The organism is Halomonas sp. 707B3 (assembly GCF_024158645.1).
GTDB lineage: Bacteria > Pseudomonadota > Gammaproteobacteria > Pseudomonadales > Halomonadaceae > Vreelandella > Vreelandella lionensis.
Map to the genome: position 1 here is coordinate 1 of NZ_JAMZBE010000025.1, position 19,682 is coordinate 19,682.

A 19,682-nucleotide genomic window follows, 5' to 3' on the forward strand; every position below is an offset into this window, starting at 1 on the left:
GGTTGAAGTCAGCCGCGCGGCCCCGGTCAAAGGCGGCGCGAGCTTTGGCGCGGTGCTCGCCCTGAAGGCGCATTTGATCGAAGAGCTTTTCGGCAACGTCTAGCTCGCCCTCGGTGACTTTGCCGTCGGCCTGACAGAGACAGCCCATCACGGAGAAGATTGATTCCAAAAAGCCTTCTTGAATTTGAACACGGGCAGCGTTCAAGCGACGGCTGATGCGCCGACCCAGCCACCAGCCAAGGCCGCCACCTACGAGTAAGCCAATGGGGCCACCGACGGCAAGGCCAATCAAACCAAACACAATAATTAGAAATAACATAGACATCTCAACAGGTTAAAAACGCGTGGTTCACACGCGGAGGTTACGGCAGCCGGGCGCGAATAGCGCGCTCGATGCCTTCAGCGTCCAGGCCGCAGTCGCGCAATAGCTCGGCGGGGGTGCCGTGTTCCACAAAGGCGTCCGGCAAGCCTAAGTTCAGCACTTCCACCTGAACGCCTTCCGCGTTGAGCAGCTCGTTCACCGCGCTACCCGCACCACCCGCAATAACGTTCTCTTCCAGGGTGACCAGCAGTTCATGCTCGTCCGCTGCGTGGAGCACAGCGTCGCGGTCCAGTGGTTTCACCGAACGCATGTTGATGTGGGTGGCGTTGAGCTTTTCAGCCACTTCGGCGGCGGCGCTATTGACGCTGCCAAACGCCAGCAGCGCAATGCGCACACCGTCGCTGGTGCTCTCGCGGCGCACCTGGGCTTCGCCGATGGTCAGCGGCTCTAGGTGCTCAGGAATCACCGCGCCGGGGCCGGTGCCACGGGGGTAGCGCACGGCAGCCGGGCCAGAATGGTGGTAGGCAGCGCTGAGCATGGCGCGGCATTCGGCTTCATCCGACGGGGCGAGAATCACCATGCCCGGCACACAGCGCAGGAACGAAAGGTCCATGCTGCCGTGGTGGGTGGGACCGTCTTCGCCCACTAGGCCTGCCCGGTCGATGGCGAAGGTGACATCTAACTCCTGTACCGCCACGTCATGAATCAGCTGGTCGTAGCCGCGCTGCAAGAAGGTGGAGTAGATCGCCACCACTGGCTTCATGCCTTCGCAGGCCATACCGGCGGCCAGCGTGACCGCGTGCTGTTCAGCAATGGCGACGTCGAAGTAACGCTCGGGATAGGTTTGCGAGAAGCGAATCAGATCCGAGCCTTCGCCCATGGCGGGGGTAATGCCCATGAGGCGTGAGTCGGCGGCGGCCATATCACATAGCCAGTCGCCAAACACGTTGCAGTATTTTTTCTTCGCAACGCTTTTGGGGGCCGCTGCTTGCTTCACCAGCGGAGCGCTGACGGTCGTGGTGGTTTTTTCCAGCTTAGTAATCGCGTGATAGCCAATCTGGTCGGCTTCGGCGGGCAGGAAGCCTTTCCCTTTGACCGTTTTGATATGCAGGAACTGCGGGCCTTTCTGGTCGCGCAGGTTACGCAGCGTTTGAGTCAGCGCCTCTAAGTCGTGGCCGTCGATGGGACCAACGTAGTGGAAACCCATCTCCTCAAACAGCGTGGCGGGGCTGACCATGCCCTTCATGTGCTCTTCGGTACGCTTGGCAAGCTCCAGGGCGCCGGGCAGGTGGGATAGCACCTTTTTGCCCTCTTCGCGCATTTTGAGGTAGGGCTTGCTGGAGAGCACACGTGCTAAATACGTGGCAATTCCGCCGACGTTTTCGGAGATCGACATCTCGTTGTCGTTCAGCACTACCAGCATATTGGCATTCACGTGGCCCGCGTGGGCCAGCGCTTCAAACGCCATCCCTGCGGTGAGCGCGCCGTCGCCGATGATGGCGCAGACCTTGCGCGGGTCGTTTTGCGCCTGGGCGGCCAGGGCCATGCCCAGCGCTGCAGAAATGGAAGTGCTGGAGTGGCCAACGCCAAAGGTGTCGTACTCGGACTCTGCCCGGCGGGGAAACGCGGCCAGGCCGCCGTGCTGGCGAATGCTCAGCATGGCATCGCGTCGCCCGGTGAGGATTTTATGCGGGTAGGCTTGATGACCCACGTCCCACACCAAGCGGTCTTTCGGCGTGTGAAAGGCGTGGTGCAGCGCGACGCTGAGCTCAACAACGCCCAGGCCTGCGCCAAAGTGGCCACCTGTCACGCCAACGCTGTAGAGCAGGTAGGCGCGCAGCTCATCCGCTAGCTGGGCGAGCTGTTTAGCATTCATGGCCCGCAACGCAGCGGGATGGTCAAAAGAGTCGAGCAGTGGCGTCGCCGGGCGCTCGCGGGGTATCTCGTCGAACAGCTTCATAGGCATGTGTTAGTGGTCGCGCTCGATCATATAGTGGGCAAGATCGGCCAGGGGTGCGGCCTGCTCGCCTAACGGGGCGAGGGCGGCAATGGCCTCGTCAATAAGCGTGTTCGCTTTGCGCTGCGCCCCCGCCAGCCCCAGTAAGCTTGGGTAAGTAGGCTTGGCACGGGCGGCGTCAGCGCCGGAAATTTTGCCCAGCGTGGCGGTGTCACCCGTCACATCCAGGATGTCGTCATGAATCTGGAAGGCTAGACCAATGGCGCGGGCGTAGCGAATTAGCGCTGCTAGGCGCGGGTCGTCCTCTTCCACCGCGACCAGGCCGCCCAAACGCACGGCCGCCACGATCAGCGCGCCGGTTTTATGGGCGTGCATGTGCGCCATCGCTTCGGCGTCCGGGTGGCCTCCCACGGCGGCTAAATCCAGCGCTTGGCCAGCCACCATGCCATCGCGGCCAGAGGCGACCGCCAGCGTGGTGACTAGCTGGCCCAGGCGCGGGTGCGGGCGGCTGGCCAGCACTTCAAACGCCAGGGCTTGCAAGGCATCGCCCGCTAAAATAGCCGTCGCCTCATCAAAAGCTTTATGCACCGTGGGCTGGCCGCGGCGCAGGTCGTCATCATCCATGGCGGGCAGGTCGTCGTGAATCAGCGAGTAGGCGTGAATCAGCTCGATGGCCGCCGCGGGAGCATCCAGGGCGTCGTCACTTGCCCCAAGGGCTTGACCCGCTAAATAGACCAGCAGTGGGCGCAAACGTTTGCCGCCTACCAAAAGCCCGTGGCGCATGGCCGCCTCTAAACGCTCATCTACCGCTGGGCGTGCATCGAATAGCGCGGCCAGCGTGGCATCCACTCGGGTGCTGCTGGCATGGCGCAGCGTGGCTAGTCGGGAGGCGTGGGCGGTCACCATGGCGGCGTCTCCTCGCTGTCGTTGCCAGCATCCGGGGCACCTGCAAACGGGGCGACTTCCAGTTTACCGTCGGGGTCTTCGCTCAGTGCCCGTACTTTTAGCTCAGCGCTATCGAGGCGCTGCTGGGCATCGCGGGTCAGTCGAACGCCCTGCTCAAAAGCGGTCAGCGCATCTTCCAATGAGAGTTCGCCGGACTCCAGGCGTTCCACAATGGTCTCTAGCTGGGCAACCGTTGCGGCAAAATCTTGTGGGGGTGTGGTGTCGCTCATTGGGCAATGCCTACCGTTTTCCGGGCGCCCTGGTATCAGCAAGGGCGACGAGTGTGGCTGCGGATGCTGTTAAATAAACGCACAGTATACACCGAGGCGAGGGGGTGGCGTCTGCCCTCCCTATGGGTTGATTGTTCGACTTGCACTCTGTTCATCTTGAAAGCGCACACTTTTCATCACGCCAAGACACCGGGAGCGCAAGCGGCTGTGCTACCATACGGGCCTCCCGTGAACCGATACACGGCGCATGCCGCCGACCATAGAGGTTGATTCAGCCATGGCCAAAACGTCCCTGGAAAAGAGCAAGATCAAGATCCTGCTACTCGAGGGCGTCCACCAAAGTGCGGTGGACAATTTTCACAACGCAGGTTACGAGAACATCGAACATCTGCCGACTTCGCTGGATGAAGAGTCGCTGATCGAGAAGATTCGTGATGTTCACTTTATCGGCATCCGTTCCCGCACTCAGCTAACTGAGCGCGTGTTTGAGGCGGCCGAGAAGTTAGTAAGCGTTGGCTGTTTCTGTATCGGTACCAACCAAGTTGACCTGGATGCGGCGCTCAAGCGCGGTATCGCGGTATTTAATGCGCCTTACTCCAACACCCGCTCGGTGGCGGAGCTGGTACTGGCAGAAGCCATTATGCTGCTGCGCGGTATTCCCGAGAAAAATGCTCGCGCGCACCAGGGCGGCTGGCTGAAGTCGGCGAAAAACTCCCACGAAGCGCGTGGTAAAACCCTCGGTATCGTGGGTTACGGCAGCATCGGCGCACAGCTCTCTGTCTTGGCGGAATCACTCGGTTTCAACGTGATTTACTACGATGTGATCACCAAGCTGGGCATGGGGAACGCCAACCAGGTCAGCAGCCTGGAGGAGTTGTTGGGCCGCGCGGATGTGGTCAGCCTGCACGTACCGGATATGGCCTCTACCCGCTGGATGATTGGCGCGAAAGAGATCGCTGCCATGAAGGATGGCGCTATCCTGATCAACGCCGCCCGTGGCAGCGTGGTGGAAATCGAGCCGCTGGCGGATGCCATTAAAGCGGGCAAGCTGAACGGCGCAGCTATTGATGTCTTCCCGGTCGAGCCGAAAGGCAACGATGAAGAGTTCCAAAGCCCGCTGCGCGGCCTGGATAACGTGATTCTGACGCCGCATATCGGTGGTTCTACCCTGGAAGCTCAGGAGAACATCGGTATCGAGGTATCCGAAAAGCTGATCACTTATTCGGACAACGGCACCACGGTCACGTCGGTCAACTTCCCCGAAGTGGCGCTGCCTGCGCACCCGGACAAGCACCGTTTGCTGCACATTCACGACAACGTGCCCGGCGTGCTTTCTCAGATCAACCGCGTGCTGTCAGAAAACGGCATCAACATTTCTGGCCAGTATCTGCAGACCAACGATAAGGTCGGTTACGTGGTGATTGATGTCGACAAAGCCTACGGCCCGCAGGCGCTGGAAGCGCTGAAGCAAGTAGAGCACACGCTGAAGATTCGCGTGCTCTATTCGGCGCAAAATAGCTAAGCAAATAGCTAGCCAGCGCTTGTTACCAAAACGGCCCCAACGGGGCCGTTTTGCGTTATACCACTTGCTATGCAGGTGCTGTTAGGCCAAATCAAACAGCAGCACTTCACTAGCATCGGTGCACGTCAGCTCAAACGGCTCATCGGGGGTGAACGCAGCGGCGTCGCCAGTGGCGAGCGCCTCACCGTTGACCTCGACAGCCCCCTTCACCACATGCAGCCATGCATATCGAGAAGGCGGAGCCGTCACCTGATCACCTGCACCCAGCAGGCTGGCGTAAAGATTGACATCCTGATTCACGCTCACCGAGCCATCACGACCATCTGGGGAGAGCACCAAGCGCCACTGGCCCTGCCGCTCGGCGGTGGGGAAGTGCTTCTGCTCGTAGCTGGGCTGAATGCCACGCTGGGCGGTTTCGATCCAGATTTGCAGAAAGTGCAGCCCGTTTTCTTGAGAGTGGTTGAACTCGCTGTGCAGTACGCCCGTGCCTGCGGACATGCGCTGCACATCGCCGGGGCGCATCACTTCGCCATTGCCCATGTTGTCCTTGTGCTCCATCTCGCCATCGAGCACGTAGGAGATAATTTCCATATCCCGGTGGGGGTGGGCGCCAAAGCCGTGGCCGGGGGCCACACGGTCTTCGTTGATCACCCGCAGCGCGCGGAAGCCCATGTGGTTGGGGTCCATGTAATTGGCGAACGAAAACGTGTGGTAAGAGCGCAGCCAGCCGTGGTCCGCGTAGCCCCGCTCGTTGGAACGACGAATCTTCATGAAAAGCACCTCATCACTGAGTTAAGTTGCCGCCTACTATACGACCGAGTGCGCGTGACGTGGGGTGAAGCTTTCTCAATGATGTCGTCGAAATAATCGACGATTGGCGGTGTCGTTGATCTGAGTCAAACACGCCGAGATGCACCCACGGCGGGCTTTTTGTTATCATGCGCGCCTTTATTGACCCGGTCCGCCCCTTGCGAGGGCGACTACCAGGAGCACTCCATGACGACCCCATCTCCCACTGCGCCCGTTGTGGTGGCAGCGCTGTATAAATTTGTCACCCTGAACGACTTTGAAGCCCTGCGCGAGCCGCTGCGCCAAACCATGGTCGATAATGACGTGAAAGGCACGCTGTTGCTGGCCAAAGAGGGCATCAACGGTACCGTGGCCGGTAGCCGCGAAGGCATCGACACGCTGCTGGCTTGGCTCACCGCCGACCCACGTTTAAGTGATATCGACCACAAAGAGTCATTTTGCGACGAGCCGCCGTTCTACCGCACCAAGGTCAAACTGAAAAAAGAGATCGTTACGCTGGGCGTGCCGGGCATCGACCCCAACGACACCGTGGGCACCTACGTAGAGCCAGAGAATTGGAACGACGTGATCTCCGACCCCGAAGTGCTGGTGATCGATACTCGCAATGACTACGAAGTGGCGATTGGCAGCTTTGAAGGCGCGGTGGACCCGAAAACGACTACTTTCCGCGAGTTTCCAGAGTACGTGCGCGAGCACTACAACCCGGAGCAGCATAAAAAAGTCGCCATGTTTTGTACCGGCGGCATCCGCTGCGAGAAAGCCTCCAGCTTTATGCTGAAAGAGGGCTTCGAAGAGGTCTACCACCTGAAAGGTGGCGTGCTGAACTACCTGGAAAAAGTGCCGGAAGAGAAGTCTTTATGGCGCGGCGAGTGCTTCGTGTTCGATAACCGGGTCACCGTGCGCCACGACCTCACCGAAGGCGAGCACGAGCAGTGCCACGCCTGCCGGATGCCGATCTCCCAGGAAGATATGCAGTCGTCGGCTTATGAACCGGGCATCAGCTGCCCCCACTGTATCGACTCGCTGCCCGAGAAAACCCGCGCCGCCGCCCGCGAGCGTCAGCGCCAGATTGAGCTGGCCAAAGCCCGTGGTGAGCCTCATCCGCTGGGCTATAACCATCGCCAAGTCACTCGCGAGAAAGCGTAATCATCAGTGGCCTTCTGTTTTGCAGGAGGCCACTTTGGTCTTAGCTTGCGCTCAATGTGCCAAGCAAGCGCTAGACTGAGCAGCAACCACTGCTCAGGAGCCAGCCATGTCGTCCTCCCCCGTTACTGACTCTCGCGATTGCCTGCTGCGAACCTCCCATGCGGGCGTCGTCACGCTTACCCTCAATCAGCCCGAGCGTTTCAATGCGCTGTCAGAAACGATGCTGGAAGCGCTGCAAGCGGCGTTGGATAACATTGCCCAAGATGAGCACGTGCGCTGCGTGGTTTTGGCGGCCAATGGTAAAGCCTTCTGCGCAGGCCATGACTTAAAGCAGATGCGCGCGAACCCGGAAAAAGCCTACTACCAAGCGCTGTTCGAGCGCTGCGGCAAAGTGATGCAAAGCATCGTCAGCCTGCCTGTGCCAGTGATCGCTAAAGTGCAGGGCATTGCCACCGCCGCGGGCTGCCAGCTCGTCGCCAGCTGCGATCTCGCCGTTGCCGCCAGCAGCGCCCGCTTTGCGGTTTCCGGAATCAACGTGGGGCTGTTTTGCTCGACCCCGGCCGTGGCGCTTTCGCGCAACTTGCCCCGTAAGCGCGCCATGGAGATGCTTCTGACCGGCGAGTTTATCAGCGCAGACACTGCCGCCGAGTGGGGGCTGATCAATCGTGTAGCGGAAGAGAGTGAGCTTGATGGTGCCGTGGCAGCGCTGACATCGAGCATCTGTGCGAAAAGCGCCGTTGCCGTGCGCACCGGCAAAGCTATGTTTGCTCGACAGTTGGCGATGCCACTGGAAGAGGCTTACGCCTTTGCGGGAGAAACCATGGCCTGCAATATGCTGGCCGACGACGTGGCTGAGGGCATTGATGCCTTTATCGAGAAGCGCCCGCCGAACTGGCGTCACCGCTAGTACATACCGCTAGTCATTGGTGGAATTTGTTTCCGTAAACGCGACAGCGGCCCCTACAGCGCGTTATCCTGCTGGTTTTTTACGCCATTAAGCGCCTTCAGGAGAACGTCAGGTGAGTGAAGCCAAGCGCAGGTCAGTCGGACGTCCGGCAGGAGCCACCAAAGCCAGCGGTGGGCATAGCCAATCGTTAGTACGCGGCCTCACGCTACTCGAATATTTGTCCGCCAGCCCCCTGGGCCTTGCGCTTTCAGAGCTGGCGGAGATGGCTGACCTTGCCCCTTCCACCACTCACCGCCTGCTGCAGGCGCTGCAAAGCCAAGGCTTTGTCACCCAAGAGAGCGAGCAGGGCCTGTGGCGCATCGACGTCAAAACCTTCCGCATTGGTAACAGTTTCCTTGAAGCTCGCGACGTGGTGGCCAAAAGCCGCCCGTTTTTGCGCCGCTTAACCGCAGAAACCGGCGAAACGGCGAACCTGGGTATCCGCGATGGCGCCACGGCGGTCTTCCTGGCTCAAAACGAATCCCCGCAGATGATGCGTATGATTACGCGGCTGGGGTCCCGTGCGCCGCTTCACGCCTCCGGCGTGGGCAAGGCGCTGCTGGCGTGGATGAGCGAGGAGGAGCGCAGCGCGCTGTTAGAAGGCGGCTACGAGCTGGCCCGTGTCACTGAAAATACCCTCTATCAAACGGATTCACTGCAGGCGGAAATGGCCGCCATTCGCGCCCAAGGCTTTGCCTGCGACCGGGAAGAGCATGCCATTGGCCTGCACTGCGTGGCGGCCTGCATTTTCGACGAGCACGCCACGCCGTTGGCGGCTATTTCCGTCTCGGGCCCCATGGCGCGTATTCCCGAAGAGCGCCTGCTGGTACTGGGGGCGCTGGTGCGTCAAATAGCCGACGAAATTACCCAGCAGCTCGGTGGCCAGTTGCCCCGTTAAACGTTAGAGGGCGCGTATCGTGTTCAGCCTGTTTTGGGTGGCGCTAGCCAGCGCCACCCTGCTGCCTGGTGGCTCGGAAGTGTGGCTGGCGCGGCTATGGTGTGTTGGTGAGCCTGCGCTGGTGCTGTGGGTTGTGGCGACGGCTGGCAACACGCTGGGCAGTTTGATCAACGTGGCTCTTGGCCGCTACGCTCGCCAATTTCAACATCGCCGCTGGTTTCCTGCATCTCCCCAAGGACTTGCCCGTGCCGAGCGCTGGTATCACCGCTTTGGCGAGGCGAGCCTATTACTCTCCTGGTTACCTGTGATTGGCGACCCGCTCACCGTGCTGGCTGGGGTGATGCGCCTTGCCTGGTGGCGGGCGCTACTGTGGATTGTGCTGGCAAAAGGTGCCCGCTATGGGCTGCTGATTGCGCTGGCCCATCAATGGTTGGCGCCTTACTGCCAATAACCGGCAATTACCTTCACTCGGTTTCATTGGTGCACCAAAAGCAGGCGCGTTAACGTCACTTTCATTGAGGCATGTTACGCTAGCCAACGTTATACAAAGCTTGCACTCTTAGCGGATGCACAATTCTGTGTTTAACTTTAATACGTTAGATCTTAGCGTTAGCGAGTCGCAGGATTGCAAATATTCACCCAAAGGGAGGTTATGGTGTGTCGTCACTACGTTTACTACCCTGGCTAAGCGTCTGGATGCTGACGCTGTTCGCCATGCTGGCGGGGCCAGCCATGGCGCAAACCACGCTGGGCGCTGAGAGTGAAGCGCCTGCCACGGAAGAGCAGCCCTCTTATACGGCGCTGGCGGATCTGCTGGAAGATGAGCAGGCTCGCCAGGAGCTGATTGAGCTGTTGCGCAATCAGGCCTCCGAACTGCCAGCTGGCGTTGCTGCCGAGCTCTCGCCGGAAGCGGCCGCAGCAGGTGGCAATGTGGCCCCGGAAGATGTCTCGTTGCCCCGACAGTTGGCTGAGCTTACCAGCCGTGTCGTCGGTGATGTGGGCGGCCAGATTGAGCAGGCAGCGGCGATTGTCGGCAACATGTTCACTGGCCAGGGCACAGGCAGTAGCTTTGATATGGCAGCGTTTATCAGTGCTGCCATTAATCTTGGCATCGTGATTGTGGCCACCTTTGCGCTCTTTATGGTGTTCCGCCGCTTGGCGAAGTCGCTGTTTACCAAGATTAGCAGCTGGTCGCAGCAGGGCAGTGGCTTAACGCCGGTGCTGCGTTTAGTGCTCTGCGTGGCGATTGCCGCGGTGCTGGATGTGCTGCTGGTGGCGCTGGCGTACGTCGGCGGTAACCTGATTGCGACCTTTGCGGTGGGAGAGACCGGTGAGTTATCCACCCGCGCATCGCTGTTTTTAAATGCTTTCCTGATCATTGAGCTATTGAAAGCTGGCGTGCGGATGCTGTTCTCTTCGCGCTATGAAGGCCTGCGCCTGCTGCCGATCTCGGCCCAAGAAGCCTCCTACTGGAACCGCTGGCTGGCACGCCTAATTGGTATGGTGGGCTATGGCCTGATGGTGGTGGTGCCATTGGTCAACTTCTATATCGCGGCCTCTCTGGGGCAAGCGGTCGGCACGCTGATTATGCTGCTGGCGTTTATTTATGCGGTGGGCGTGGTGCTCAAAAACCGTGTGCGGCTGCGCGATAACCTGAATCAGATGGGCACGCGCTCTACGCTGACCGCCAGCCGTGTATCGCTGCAGCTGTTTGCCCGCACGTGGCACCTGTTCGCGCTGATCTATTTCTTAATGGTGTTTGTGCTGACGCTTACCCGTCCGGGTGATGCGCTGCCCTTTGTCCTCTTTGCGACGTTGAAGACGCTCGGCGCCGTGGTCGTGGGCCTGCTGCTGTCTGCGTTCCTGACACAGACCATTGGTCGTCGTATTCAACTCTCCGATGACCTGCGCCGTAAGCTGCCGCTGCTGGAAGTCCGGTTGAACAGCTACGTGCCCAACGCGCTTCGCGTGCTGCGCACGGTGATCGTCGTTGCGGTGATCATGGTGGTGCTGGATGCTTGGGGCGCCTTTGACCTGGCCGCCTGGTACGCCTCCGAGCGCGGTGCCAATCTGGTGGGTAACCTGATCAGCGTAGCAGTGATCCTGATTGTGTCGCTGGGCATATGGCTGGGCTTGGCAAGCCTGATCGAGCACAAGCTCAACCCGGAAACCGGTCACGGCGAACCCTCTGCCCGTGCCAAAACGCTGCTGAGCCTGTTCCGTAATGCGCTGGCCATTGCCATGGTGACCATCACCGGCATGATCGTGCTGTCGGAAATTGGCATCAACATCGGACCGCTGATTGCTGGTGCTGGTGTGCTGGGTCTGGCGATTGGTTTTGGTGCCCAGAAGCTGGTGCAGGATGTGATTACCGGGGTATTCATTCAGGTGGAAAACGCGATGAATACCGGCGATGTGGTGACCGTAGGGGGTATTACCGGTACCGCAGAGCGCTTGAGTATTCGCTCGGTGGGTATCCGCGACCTCTCCGGTACTTATCACATTGTGCCGTTCTCCAGTGTGGATACCGTCTCTAACTACATGCGCGAGTACGGTAACCATGTAGGCGAGTATGGCATTGGCTACAACGAGAGCATCGATGATGCCATCGAGCAGCTGCAGCTCGCCTTTGAAGATCTCAAGGCCAGCGAAGAGCATGGCAAACAGCTGCTGGCGGATCTGACCGTGGCAGGGGTTACCGCCCTGGCCGACAGCTCGGTGAACATTCGTGTGGTCATTAAAACCACGCCGGGCGACCAGTGGGCTGTAGGTCGTGCCTACAACCGCCTAGTGAAACTGCGCTTTGACGCGGCGGGTATCGAGATTCCGTTCCCGCATACCACGCTCTACTTTGGCGAAACCAAAGGCGGCAAGACACCGCCTGCCAACGTGCGCATTCTGGAAGCGAAAGCGGAAAGAAAGCGCACCGACACGGCGCCGCTTGCAGAGCGTAGCGAAGCCTCACTTGAGCATGAACCGGATCACCATAAGCCGGACCATGATGATGTGGATGAAACCTAAGCGTACGCTTAGGTAAGCCAATGAGGCCGCCTTCGGGCGGCCTCATTGCGTTGGGTCAGTCGCGCCGCTCGCCAGGGTAGTTTTCGGAGTGGCGACCCTCTAGGTTGATCGATTCGCCGCCGTCTACAAATAGCACTTGCCCGGCCACAAAGGCATTATCCAGCAAATAGTGCAATGCTTGTACAAGGTGTGCTGGGTTGCCTTGGTGATTGACCGGAATGCCTTCGATGCGCCACTGGATATAGTCGTTGGTACGCTGGGAGGCGGGCAGCACTACCCCGGGGGCGATACCGTTAATCCGTAGGCGCGGAGCAAACTCCAGCGCTGCCATACGGGTCATCTCAGCTAGGCTTTTCTTGGAGAGCAGGTACGCCGCATACGGATATTGGTGATAGGCCACCTTGTTGTCGATGATGTTGATCACCTGACCGTGCTCTACCGCCTCGGCAAAATGGCGTGTGAGTAGCAGCGGCGTGAACATATTGACCCGAAACTGGGTCTCCAGCATGGCCATATCGGTACGGGCGATCGGCGCTGGTTCATAAGCTGAGGCGCTATTGAGCAGCACGTTCAACCCAGGAAAACGCGTTTTAGCTTGGGTGATTAATTCTTCTAGCGAATCCTCTAAAAAGTTGCAGGGCAGAATCTCGCACTCACGACCCTTGCCGCGAATTGCGTCTGCCACTTCCTCTGCTTCCCCCCGGGAGCTATTCACGTGTAACGCGATATCAAAGCCCTTATCGGCTAGCGCTTCAGCAAAATAGCGGCCCAGGCGCGTGGCGCCGCCGGTTACAAGTGCAGCAGGTGTATCCATTGCTTTATCCCTCGCAGCAGGTAGTGTTTGTTAACTAACGTTGTCATGGTAATCAAAAAGACTCTCTGCGTGAGCGCAGCGTTTGTCAATAACTTGTACAGAGCTTGAACAGAATGCTTAACCGTCTACTCTATTGGGGCGCCGATTGATTCCTATACGCTAAAACGGTGTGGGCTAGGTCATCGGCTCACCAGCCGTTAGTCATCCAGCCTCTTATATTGGGATATAGTTATGTCATTAAGGTCGTCACCCGTAACGCCAACCCCCTCGCCCGCGTCGGCTCAACACGAGTGCGTTATCTCGCTAGGAACCAATATTGAGCCAGAGCATCACTTTGCCCAAGCCCTTGAGATTTTGAGCAGTGAATGCGAACTGCTGGCCCGCTCCGAAGCGGTGCGCACTGCCCCGGTAGGCTTTCAGCAGCAGCCAGACTTCTTAAATGCCGCCCTGGTGGTGCGCACTACGCTTGAGCTGTGCGACTTTAAAGCCTACCTAAAAGAGGTTGAGCATCGCTTAGGCCGTGTTCGCGGGCCGATCAAATCTGGCCCCCGGACCATGGACTTAGACATTGTGGCCTGGGATGGCGAGGTGGTCGACGATGGCTACTTTCATCACGACTATGTTCGGGGGCCGGTGGACGAAGTGCTAGCCGTACTGAAGAGACCGAACTGAAAAAAGAGTAGCGACTGGGAAAGTTTTACGGGGCAGGGCTCACGTTTTCTAAAGATAGGCCGATATTCACGCTACCTCCGCACTGTTTGCGTTCACTTCCGAGGTCACGCCCGTGATCAGCCTTGCGACTAATATCACGTCGCTACTGGTGATGAATAATCTACGCAGTAGCCAGCAAGCAATGCAGACCTCCATGGAGCGTCTGTCGTCTGGGCTGCGTATTAATAGCGCCAAGGATGACCCGGCAGGCCAGGCGATTGCCAATCGCATGGGCGCACAAATTCGCGGTATGAACCAGGCGATCCGCAATACCAACGACGGTATCTCTATGGTGCAAACCGCAGAAGGCTCGTTGGACCTGATCAACGATAGCCTTCAGCGCATCCGCGAACTCAGCGTTCAGGCGCTCAACGGCACCAATTCCTCAGAAGATCGGGCGTCTATTCAGTTAGAGATCGACCAACGGCTGGAAGAGATTGACCGCGTCGCTGAGCAGAGCAACTTTAACGGCATTAAGCTGATCGAGAGCGATAAAACGCTCAATATTCAGGTAGGAGCCAACGCCGGGGATGTGATTGGCGTGAGCTTTTCGGCGATGGGGCGTCAGGCGCTGGGGTTGGATAACTTCAGCGTATTAGATGATGGTTCGGCCACGCCCAAGCCGATGGATGTCGTGGATGAAGCCATGAAGCAGGTCGACCGCCAGCGCAGCTATTTAGGCGCGGTGCAGAACCGCTTCGAGAGCGTCATTGACGGGCTCAACACCAGCATCATTAACACCTCCGCCGCCCAGTCGCGTATTCAAGACGCCGACTACGCGCAAGAAGTCTCCAATCTTATTCGCGCCCAACTGCTTCAGCAGGTGGGTATCGCGATGCTGACCCGGGTGAACCAACAGCCGCAGATGATTCTGCGGCTGTTGGAAGGGCTGTAGTTAGAAGTGGCCGATCATCGTTAGTCGATGATGCCCTGTTCACGCGCCATGGCGTAAGCCGCCTGCGGGCCGTTCCACAGCGAGGGCAGCAGAATCAGCGACACCGGGATCGCGGTAATCACGATAAACTGCTGCAGCGCGCCAATTTGACCTGCACCCATATACAGCAGCACGGCCGCCATCAGGGCCATCGCAATGCCCCAAAAAGCGCGCATGTAAGGGCTCGGGTCATCATGGCCTGCGCCGACAACGGCAATCGCGTAGCTCATGGAGTCGCCGGTGGTGGCCACAAAAATCGTGGTCAGCAGCAGAATCGCCAGTGCCATCCAGGTGCCGCCGGGCAACGCTTGAGCCACCGTGAGAGTCGCCACGTCAAACTGGAAGTTATTGAGCGCTTCGGTCAGGTCAATTACCCCGGTCAACTGATAGTAAATGCCGGAGCCGCCCAGTAGCGTAAACCATACAGTGGTGGCGATCGGGGCGAGTACGGCAACCGCCAGAATCATTTCACGAATGCTGCGGCCCCGTGAAATGCGCGCCACGAAAATCGCCATCAGCGGTGTATAGCCGATAAACCAAGCAAAGAAGAACACCGTCCACCACTGCATCCACCACGCCGGGGCGGTTTCAGCGGTCATCGTGGCCATGGTGAAAAACTCGCTGACATACGCGCCCATGCTGGAAACGTAGGTGTTCACCAAAAACAGCGTGGGGCCGAACACGATAATCACGGCGCCGATTGCTAACGCCAGCAGTACGTTGAAGCGGCTCAGCAGTTGGATGCCTTTATGCACCCCGCTCATCGAAGAGAGCACATAAATAGTGCCCAGTACGGCCAGAATCATCAGTTGCCCGGTGTAGCCTTCCGGCAGGCCAAACAGCTCATGCAGGCCAAAGCTCACCTGAGTTGCCAAAAAGCCGATGGGGCCTACCGTGCCTGCCACTAAGGCAATCACGCAGCAGGCATCCACTAAGCCGCCCAGCGGGCCACGCATCAAGCGTTCACCAAAAATCGGGTAGAGCAATGCGCGCGGCTGCAGCGGTTGGCCTTTCACGTAGTGCGCATGTGCCAGCACCACGGCGGTGAGCGAGCCCAGCACCGCCCAGGCCATAAAGCCCCAGTGCATAAACGACTGCGCCAGCGCGCCGGATACCGCTTCAGCGGTGCCCGCTTCGGTATCAAAGGCGGGTGGGGTGACCACAAAGTGGTACACCGGCTCGCCTGCGGCAAAAAACACCCCACCACCGGCTAACAGCGTACATAGAATGATGGAGAGCCACTTAAAGGTGCTCATTTCTGGTGCATCGAGATTGCCGATCTTAGCTTTTGCCGCAGGCGTTAACGCCACGCCAATGGCGATAAAAAACGTCAGCAGAAGCAGCAGCTGGAAATAGCTGCCCAGCACCAGCGCGGTCCAGGCAAAGCCTGCGCTGATGGAATTGGCGACTAGGTCAATGTCGTAAAACGAAAGCGCCAGAAATGCCACGATGAAGCCGATGCTAAGCACCAGCACAATAGGGTCACCGAGGGAAAACCGCGAGGGCTCCTCGGCGCGTTGAGCAGGTTGGTTCATGAAGAGCACCTATTTGGAATGGGAGGTTGCAGGAAAGAGCGGGAGTAGAACCTTTAGCTTAATAAACCCAAGAGGGAGCCGACTTAACGCCGCTGGCCACAGGTTTTCAAAGCAAAAAAAAGCGCCATTCAATGAATGGCGCGAGGACAGGAAACTGCGCATAGTATACGTGGTGTATAGACGAAAGTCTAAAAAAGTTGCTATTTGGTGCATATGGTTATGTCTACGCACCTCCATAAGGCATGTTGGCTTGGGAAGATAAGGCGATAGACGGCGATATCTTCCTAAGTATTATCTATCAATGCTTATTAACGTATTGAGATAATTATAGTTGTAAAAGATTGGCAGCATTCATGCTTGGTACGTAGCACAATTTTGTATACAAGGTGTGCTTGCTATGAATGCTTCAACAGCGGTTTTTCCGGGATTAAAACGCGTTGCATTAGTGGGGGCGACGGCTCTTTTATGGTTGCCTGGGGTCGGTCAGGCGGAAGAGACAACCATCCGCTTCCAGTTAGATTGGCGCTTTGAAGGGCCTTCCGCCCCCTTTCTGTTGGCTGAATCCCGCGGCTACTTTGCTGAAGAAGGCCTTGATGTACAAATTGATTCCGGCAGCGGGTCAGCAGGCGCGATTAACCGAGTGGCCTCGGGTGCCTATGAGATGGGCTTTGGTGACCTTAATGCGCTAGTGGAATTCCTAGCCGAGAACCCCGATGGCCCCGGTATTAGCGGCGTCTATATTGTATACGATGGTACGCCTGCCGCCGTTTTTGCTCGTAAGGATAGCGGGATTGAGACGCCCGCTGACTTAGCAGGCAAAACCATCGCTGCCCCTGCCTTTGATACCGGCTACCGCGCTTGGGGTATTTTTGCAGCGGCCAATGATCTAGCGGCCGATGCGGTGGAGTGGCAAAACGTCGACCCTACGCTGCGCGAAACACTGCTTACCCGAGGTGATGTAGATGCCATTACCGGCTTCTACTTCACCAGCCTGCTGAACCTGGAAGAGCGGGGAATGAGCGAAGAGGAGCTCACCATCATGCCGTTCCCCGAGTATGGGGTCCCGCTTTACGGCAATGCCATCATTGTTAGCGAGTCCTTCGCCAACGAGAACCCTGAGGCCGTGCAAGGCTTTTTGCGGGCGTTTAACCGCGCCCTGGGCGACACCTTGGATGATCCCGAAGCGGCGATTGAGTACGTGCGCGAGCGCGATAGCTTGATTGACGTTGAAATGGAAACCCGCCGTCTGAAGCTGGCCCTGGAAAGCGTGGTAGACACCCCAGATGCCCGCGAGTATGGCGTGGGGGGAGTGGACGATGAGCGCCTACGGGATGCTGTTGCGCTAGTGGCTAAGGCCTACGACCTACCCACACTGCCATCACCCAGCCAAGTCTTCGACTCCCGTTTCTTACCGCCCGTCGATGAGCGCATGCTGCTGCCGGAGACTGAGTAATGTCGGCAGCGTTTGTCCGCTTTGATGATGTGAGCCTGGCCTATGACGGCACAGGCAACGCCATTGAGGATATTAATCTCTCCATCCGCGAGGGCGAGTTTGTCGCCTTCGTGGGGCCATCCGGGTGCGGTAAATCCACCTTTATGAAGTTATGCACGGGCCTGCACGCACCTACCCAAGGGAGTGTCAGCGTAGATGGCGCGCCGGTCACCGGACCACTGAAAATCTCCGGTATGGCGTTTCAGAATGCCAACCTGCTGCCCTGGCGTACCACGCTGGATAACGTGCTGCTGCCGCTGGAAATTGTTGAGCCCTACCGTCGGCAGTTTCGTAAGCGTCGCGAGGAGTTTGTGGGCTGGGCGCGCTCACTGCTGAAAACCGTCGGGCTCGCCGAGCATGAGAATAAATACCCTTGGCAGCTATCAGGCGGTATGCAGCAGCGGGCGTCCATTTGCCGGGCGCTGATCCACCAGCCGCGTCTGCTGATGTTGGATGAACCGTTTGGCGCGCTGGATGCGTTTACACGCGAAGAGCTGTGGTGCGTGCTGCGGGATTTATGGGAAGCCCAGCGATTTACCGTGGTGCTGGTAACCCACGACCTGCGTGAAGCCGCGTTCTTAGCCGATACCGTCTACGTGATGAGCCGCCGCCCTGGTCGCGTGATTGAGCGCCGCACCATTGAGCTGCCTCGCCCCCGAGCGTTGGAGACCACCTACGAAAAACCCTTTATTGATCTGGTGCAGGAACTACGCGCCCAGATTGGCGAAGTGCGTAGCACCTGATCGATGACTCTCTGCGTCGGCACCATTAAGGCATTTTTTATGACCGTAAATAGCAAACTGATTGAGCGTCTGGCGCCCTGGATCGCGGTGGTGGCGCTGGTGATTATCTGGGAAGTCACGGTGCGGCTATTTAACGTACCGAGCTTTATCTTCCCCAGCGCCTTGGAAACCGCGCAGGCGTTGATTACCTATGCAGGCCCCATTGGTCAGCACTCTTGGCAAACCTTCTGGACCACGCTGATCGGCTTTGGGTTGGGAGTGGCGGTCGGGTTAGTGCTGGGCTTTATCATCGGCTCGTCGCGCTTTTTGTATAACGCCTGCTACCCGCTGCTGGTGGGGTTTAATGCCATTCCTAAAGTGGCCTTTGTGCCAATTCTGGTGGTCTGGTTTGGTATCGGTTCGGTACCTGCGATTCTCACTGCCTTTTTAATCTGCTTTTTTCCCATTGTCGTGAATGTGGCCACAGGGCTGGCAACCCTGGAGCCAGAAATGGAAGACGTGCTGCGAGTACTGGGTGCGCGGCGCATGGATGTGCTTTTGAAAGTAGGGCTGCCGCGTTCGCTGCCGTACTTTTTTGCCTCGTTGAAAATCGCCATCACCCTAGCGTTTGTGGGCACCGTCGTATCGGAAACCGTCGCCTCTAACCAGGGCATCGGCTACCTGATGATGAGCGCTGGTTCGCAAATGCGTATGGGGCTGGTATTTGCCGGGCTGCTGGTGATCAGCGCGATGGCCATGGTGATGTACGAACTGTTTGCCCAATTAGAAAAGCGTATGACTGCCTGGGCACACCGTAGTTGAGAAAAGAAACGCCGTAGCGGCGAAGTACCGCTGCGGTTTAACTGAATTTGCTGGCATAGCCAGTGTTGAACAATAAGGGGACCCAATGAAATATTTACCCATCGCTAGTTTAGCCGCTGCCATGTTGATATCACCGCTTGCCTCGGCTGAAAAACTATTTTCAGACTCAAGTATCTCGCTGCTATATAGCGATCAGTACCAAGCGTTTGGGCGTAATGAGCGCACCGATACCTATGTCACCTTTGAAAACGTGACGGCACACGACTGGGGCGGCACTTTTTTGTTTGTGGATCGTAACCAAGGGCGAGGTAAAGCCGATGGTGACGACGATCTGTATGGCGAATTCTCCCCAACGCTCAGCCTTGGCTGGCTAAGTGGCGTCGATTTGCAGCGGGGCGCGCTGAAAGATGTGTCGCTAGCAGGAACCTATGAATTTGGCGGCGGCACCAATGCTACCAACATTCTGACAGGCGTGAGCTTCGCCTGGGACGTGCCAGGCACAACGTACTTCAACAGCACGTTCTACTACGTCAATAACAGTGAAATCGCCGATGATCTGCAAATGACGCTCACCTGGGGTGCGCCGTTTGAGGTGGGTGCATCGCGTTTTCTGTTTGATGGCTATATCGACTACTCAACGTCGGCATCGGACCATGACGCAGAGTTTCATTTCAACCCACAGCTAAAATTAGACTTAGGGCACTACCGTGGCCGTCCAGGAGTGCTCTACGCAGGGATTGAGTACTCCTACTGGCACCATAAATATGGCCTTTCCGACAGCGTTATGGATACGGAAAGCGCGGTGAGTGCACTGGTTAAATTTCACTTCTAATCGGCGTGGGTAGCACCATGATG

The 19,682-nt window shown here is 58.0% G+C and carries 18 protein-coding genes and 1 pseudogene; 12 read left to right on the forward strand and 7 right to left on the reverse strand.

Annotated elements, in window-relative coordinates:
- The 4 genes and pseudogenes from BIS10_RS05410 to BIS10_RS05425 all read right to left on the reverse strand — a co-directional run.
- Nucleotides 1–319 (reverse strand): annotated as a pseudogene (locus BIS10_RS05410) (co-chaperone DjlA); the annotation flags it as partial.
- 43 nt (nucleotides 320–362) lie between these two features.
- A complete protein-coding gene (gene dxs / locus BIS10_RS05415) occupies nucleotides 363–2,288 on the reverse strand; it encodes a 1-deoxy-D-xylulose-5-phosphate synthase (protein WP_253503208.1) in 1,926 nt (641 codons plus the stop codon).
- A 3-nt stretch (nucleotides 2,289–2,291) separates the two neighbouring features.
- Nucleotides 2,292–3,185: a (2E,6E)-farnesyl diphosphate synthase gene (gene ispA / locus BIS10_RS05420; RefSeq protein WP_044629906.1), complete on the reverse strand. Its 894-nt coding sequence runs from the start codon at nucleotides 3,183–3,185 to the stop codon at nucleotides 2,292–2,294.
- The gene (locus tag BIS10_RS05425) at nucleotides 3,179–3,454 is read right to left on the reverse strand and encodes an exodeoxyribonuclease VII small subunit (protein ID WP_062359204.1); all 276 of its coding nucleotides are present in this window, start codon (nucleotides 3,452–3,454) and stop codon (nucleotides 3,179–3,181) included. The genes ispA and BIS10_RS05425 overlap by 7 nt, the downstream gene beginning before the upstream one ends.
- Before the next feature lie 277 nt (nucleotides 3,455–3,731).
- Between BIS10_RS05425 and serA the strand changes: the two genes are divergently transcribed.
- Nucleotides 3,732–4,976 carry a phosphoglycerate dehydrogenase gene (gene serA / locus BIS10_RS05430; RefSeq protein ID WP_253503211.1) on the forward strand — a complete coding sequence of 415 codons (1,245 nt, stop codon included), beginning with the start codon at nucleotides 3,732–3,734 and terminating at the stop codon, nucleotides 4,974–4,976.
- Nucleotides 4,977–5,057: 81 nt separating this feature from the next.
- Here the strand turns inward: serA and BIS10_RS05435 are convergent, their stop codons facing one another.
- Complete coding sequence (locus BIS10_RS05435; RefSeq protein WP_083023009.1) at nucleotides 5,058–5,747, reverse strand: pirin family protein; 690 nt, start codon at nucleotides 5,745–5,747, stop codon at nucleotides 5,058–5,060.
- A gap of 225 nt (nucleotides 5,748–5,972) precedes the next feature.
- Here BIS10_RS05435 and BIS10_RS05440 point away from each other — a divergent pair, with 225 nt between their 5' ends.
- The 5 genes from BIS10_RS05440 to ybiO all read left to right on the forward strand — a co-directional run bounded on the left by BIS10_RS05440 (nucleotide 5,973) and on the right by ybiO (nucleotide 11,797).
- Entirely contained in the window at nucleotides 5,973–6,932 is a 960-nt protein-coding gene (locus BIS10_RS05440) for a rhodanese-related sulfurtransferase (protein WP_253503214.1), read from the forward strand.
- Nucleotides 6,933–7,038: 106 nt separating this feature from the next.
- Nucleotides 7,039–7,839, forward strand: a complete 801-nt coding sequence (locus tag BIS10_RS05445; protein WP_253503217.1) for an enoyl-CoA hydratase — start codon at nucleotides 7,039–7,041, stop codon at nucleotides 7,837–7,839.
- A gap of 112 nt (nucleotides 7,840–7,951) precedes the next feature.
- Complete coding sequence (locus BIS10_RS05450; RefSeq protein WP_058579788.1) at nucleotides 7,952–8,776, forward strand: IclR family transcriptional regulator C-terminal domain-containing protein; 825 nt, start codon at nucleotides 7,952–7,954, stop codon at nucleotides 8,774–8,776.
- 19 nt (nucleotides 8,777–8,795) lie between these two features.
- Nucleotides 8,796–9,227, forward strand: coding sequence for a YqaA family protein (locus BIS10_RS05455; RefSeq protein ID WP_058579789.1), 432 nt, complete (start codon nucleotides 8,796–8,798; stop codon nucleotides 9,225–9,227).
- A 206-nt stretch (nucleotides 9,228–9,433) separates the two neighbouring features.
- Entirely contained in the window at nucleotides 9,434–11,797 is a 2,364-nt protein-coding gene (gene ybiO, locus BIS10_RS05460; protein WP_253503220.1) for a mechanosensitive channel protein, read from the forward strand.
- A 55-nt stretch (nucleotides 11,798–11,852) separates the two neighbouring features.
- Here ybiO and BIS10_RS05465 read toward each other — a convergent pair whose 3' ends face one another.
- Nucleotides 11,853–12,611 (reverse strand): SDR family oxidoreductase, encoded by a 759-nt coding sequence (locus BIS10_RS05465; RefSeq protein ID WP_253503223.1) that lies wholly within the window; start codon nucleotides 12,609–12,611, stop codon nucleotides 11,853–11,855.
- 231 nt (nucleotides 12,612–12,842) lie between these two features.
- On the opposite strand from BIS10_RS05465, the gene folK reads away from it, so the two are divergent.
- Both folK and BIS10_RS05475 read left to right on the forward strand, forming a co-directional pair.
- Nucleotides 12,843–13,283: a 2-amino-4-hydroxy-6-hydroxymethyldihydropteridine diphosphokinase gene (folK, locus tag BIS10_RS05470; RefSeq protein ID WP_083023001.1), complete on the forward strand. Its 441-nt coding sequence runs from the start codon at nucleotides 12,843–12,845 to the stop codon at nucleotides 13,281–13,283.
- Between the two features lie 112 nt (nucleotides 13,284–13,395).
- Nucleotides 13,396–14,217 (forward strand): flagellin, encoded by an 822-nt coding sequence (locus BIS10_RS05475; RefSeq protein WP_392567152.1) that lies wholly within the window; start codon nucleotides 13,396–13,398, stop codon nucleotides 14,215–14,217.
- Between the two features lie 20 nt (nucleotides 14,218–14,237).
- Here the strand turns inward: BIS10_RS05475 and BIS10_RS05480 are convergent, their stop codons facing one another.
- Complete coding sequence (locus tag BIS10_RS05480; protein WP_253503225.1) at nucleotides 14,238–15,791, reverse strand: BCCT family transporter; 1,554 nt, start codon at nucleotides 15,789–15,791, stop codon at nucleotides 14,238–14,240.
- 397 nt (nucleotides 15,792–16,188) lie between these two features.
- Here BIS10_RS05480 and BIS10_RS05485 point away from each other — a divergent pair, with 397 nt between their 5' ends.
- From BIS10_RS05485 to BIS10_RS05500, 4 genes are all read left to right on the forward strand, one after another.
- The gene (locus tag BIS10_RS05485; RefSeq protein ID WP_083022998.1) at nucleotides 16,189–17,244 is read left to right on the forward strand and encodes an ABC transporter substrate-binding protein; all 1,056 of its coding nucleotides are present in this window, start codon (nucleotides 16,189–16,191) and stop codon (nucleotides 17,242–17,244) included.
- Entirely contained in the window at nucleotides 17,244–18,026 is a 783-nt protein-coding gene (locus BIS10_RS05490; RefSeq protein WP_253503227.1) for an ABC transporter ATP-binding protein, read from the forward strand. Before BIS10_RS05485 ends, BIS10_RS05490 begins: the two co-directional genes overlap by 1 nt.
- A gap of 39 nt (nucleotides 18,027–18,065) precedes the next feature.
- Nucleotides 18,066–18,827: an ABC transporter permease gene (locus BIS10_RS05495; protein ID WP_253503230.1), complete on the forward strand. Its 762-nt coding sequence runs from the start codon at nucleotides 18,066–18,068 to the stop codon at nucleotides 18,825–18,827.
- A gap of 85 nt (nucleotides 18,828–18,912) precedes the next feature.
- Complete coding sequence (locus BIS10_RS05500; protein WP_083022995.1) at nucleotides 18,913–19,659, forward strand: outer membrane protein OmpK; 747 nt, start codon at nucleotides 18,913–18,915, stop codon at nucleotides 19,657–19,659.
- The last annotated feature ends 23 nt before the right edge of the window (nucleotides 19,660–19,682 follow it).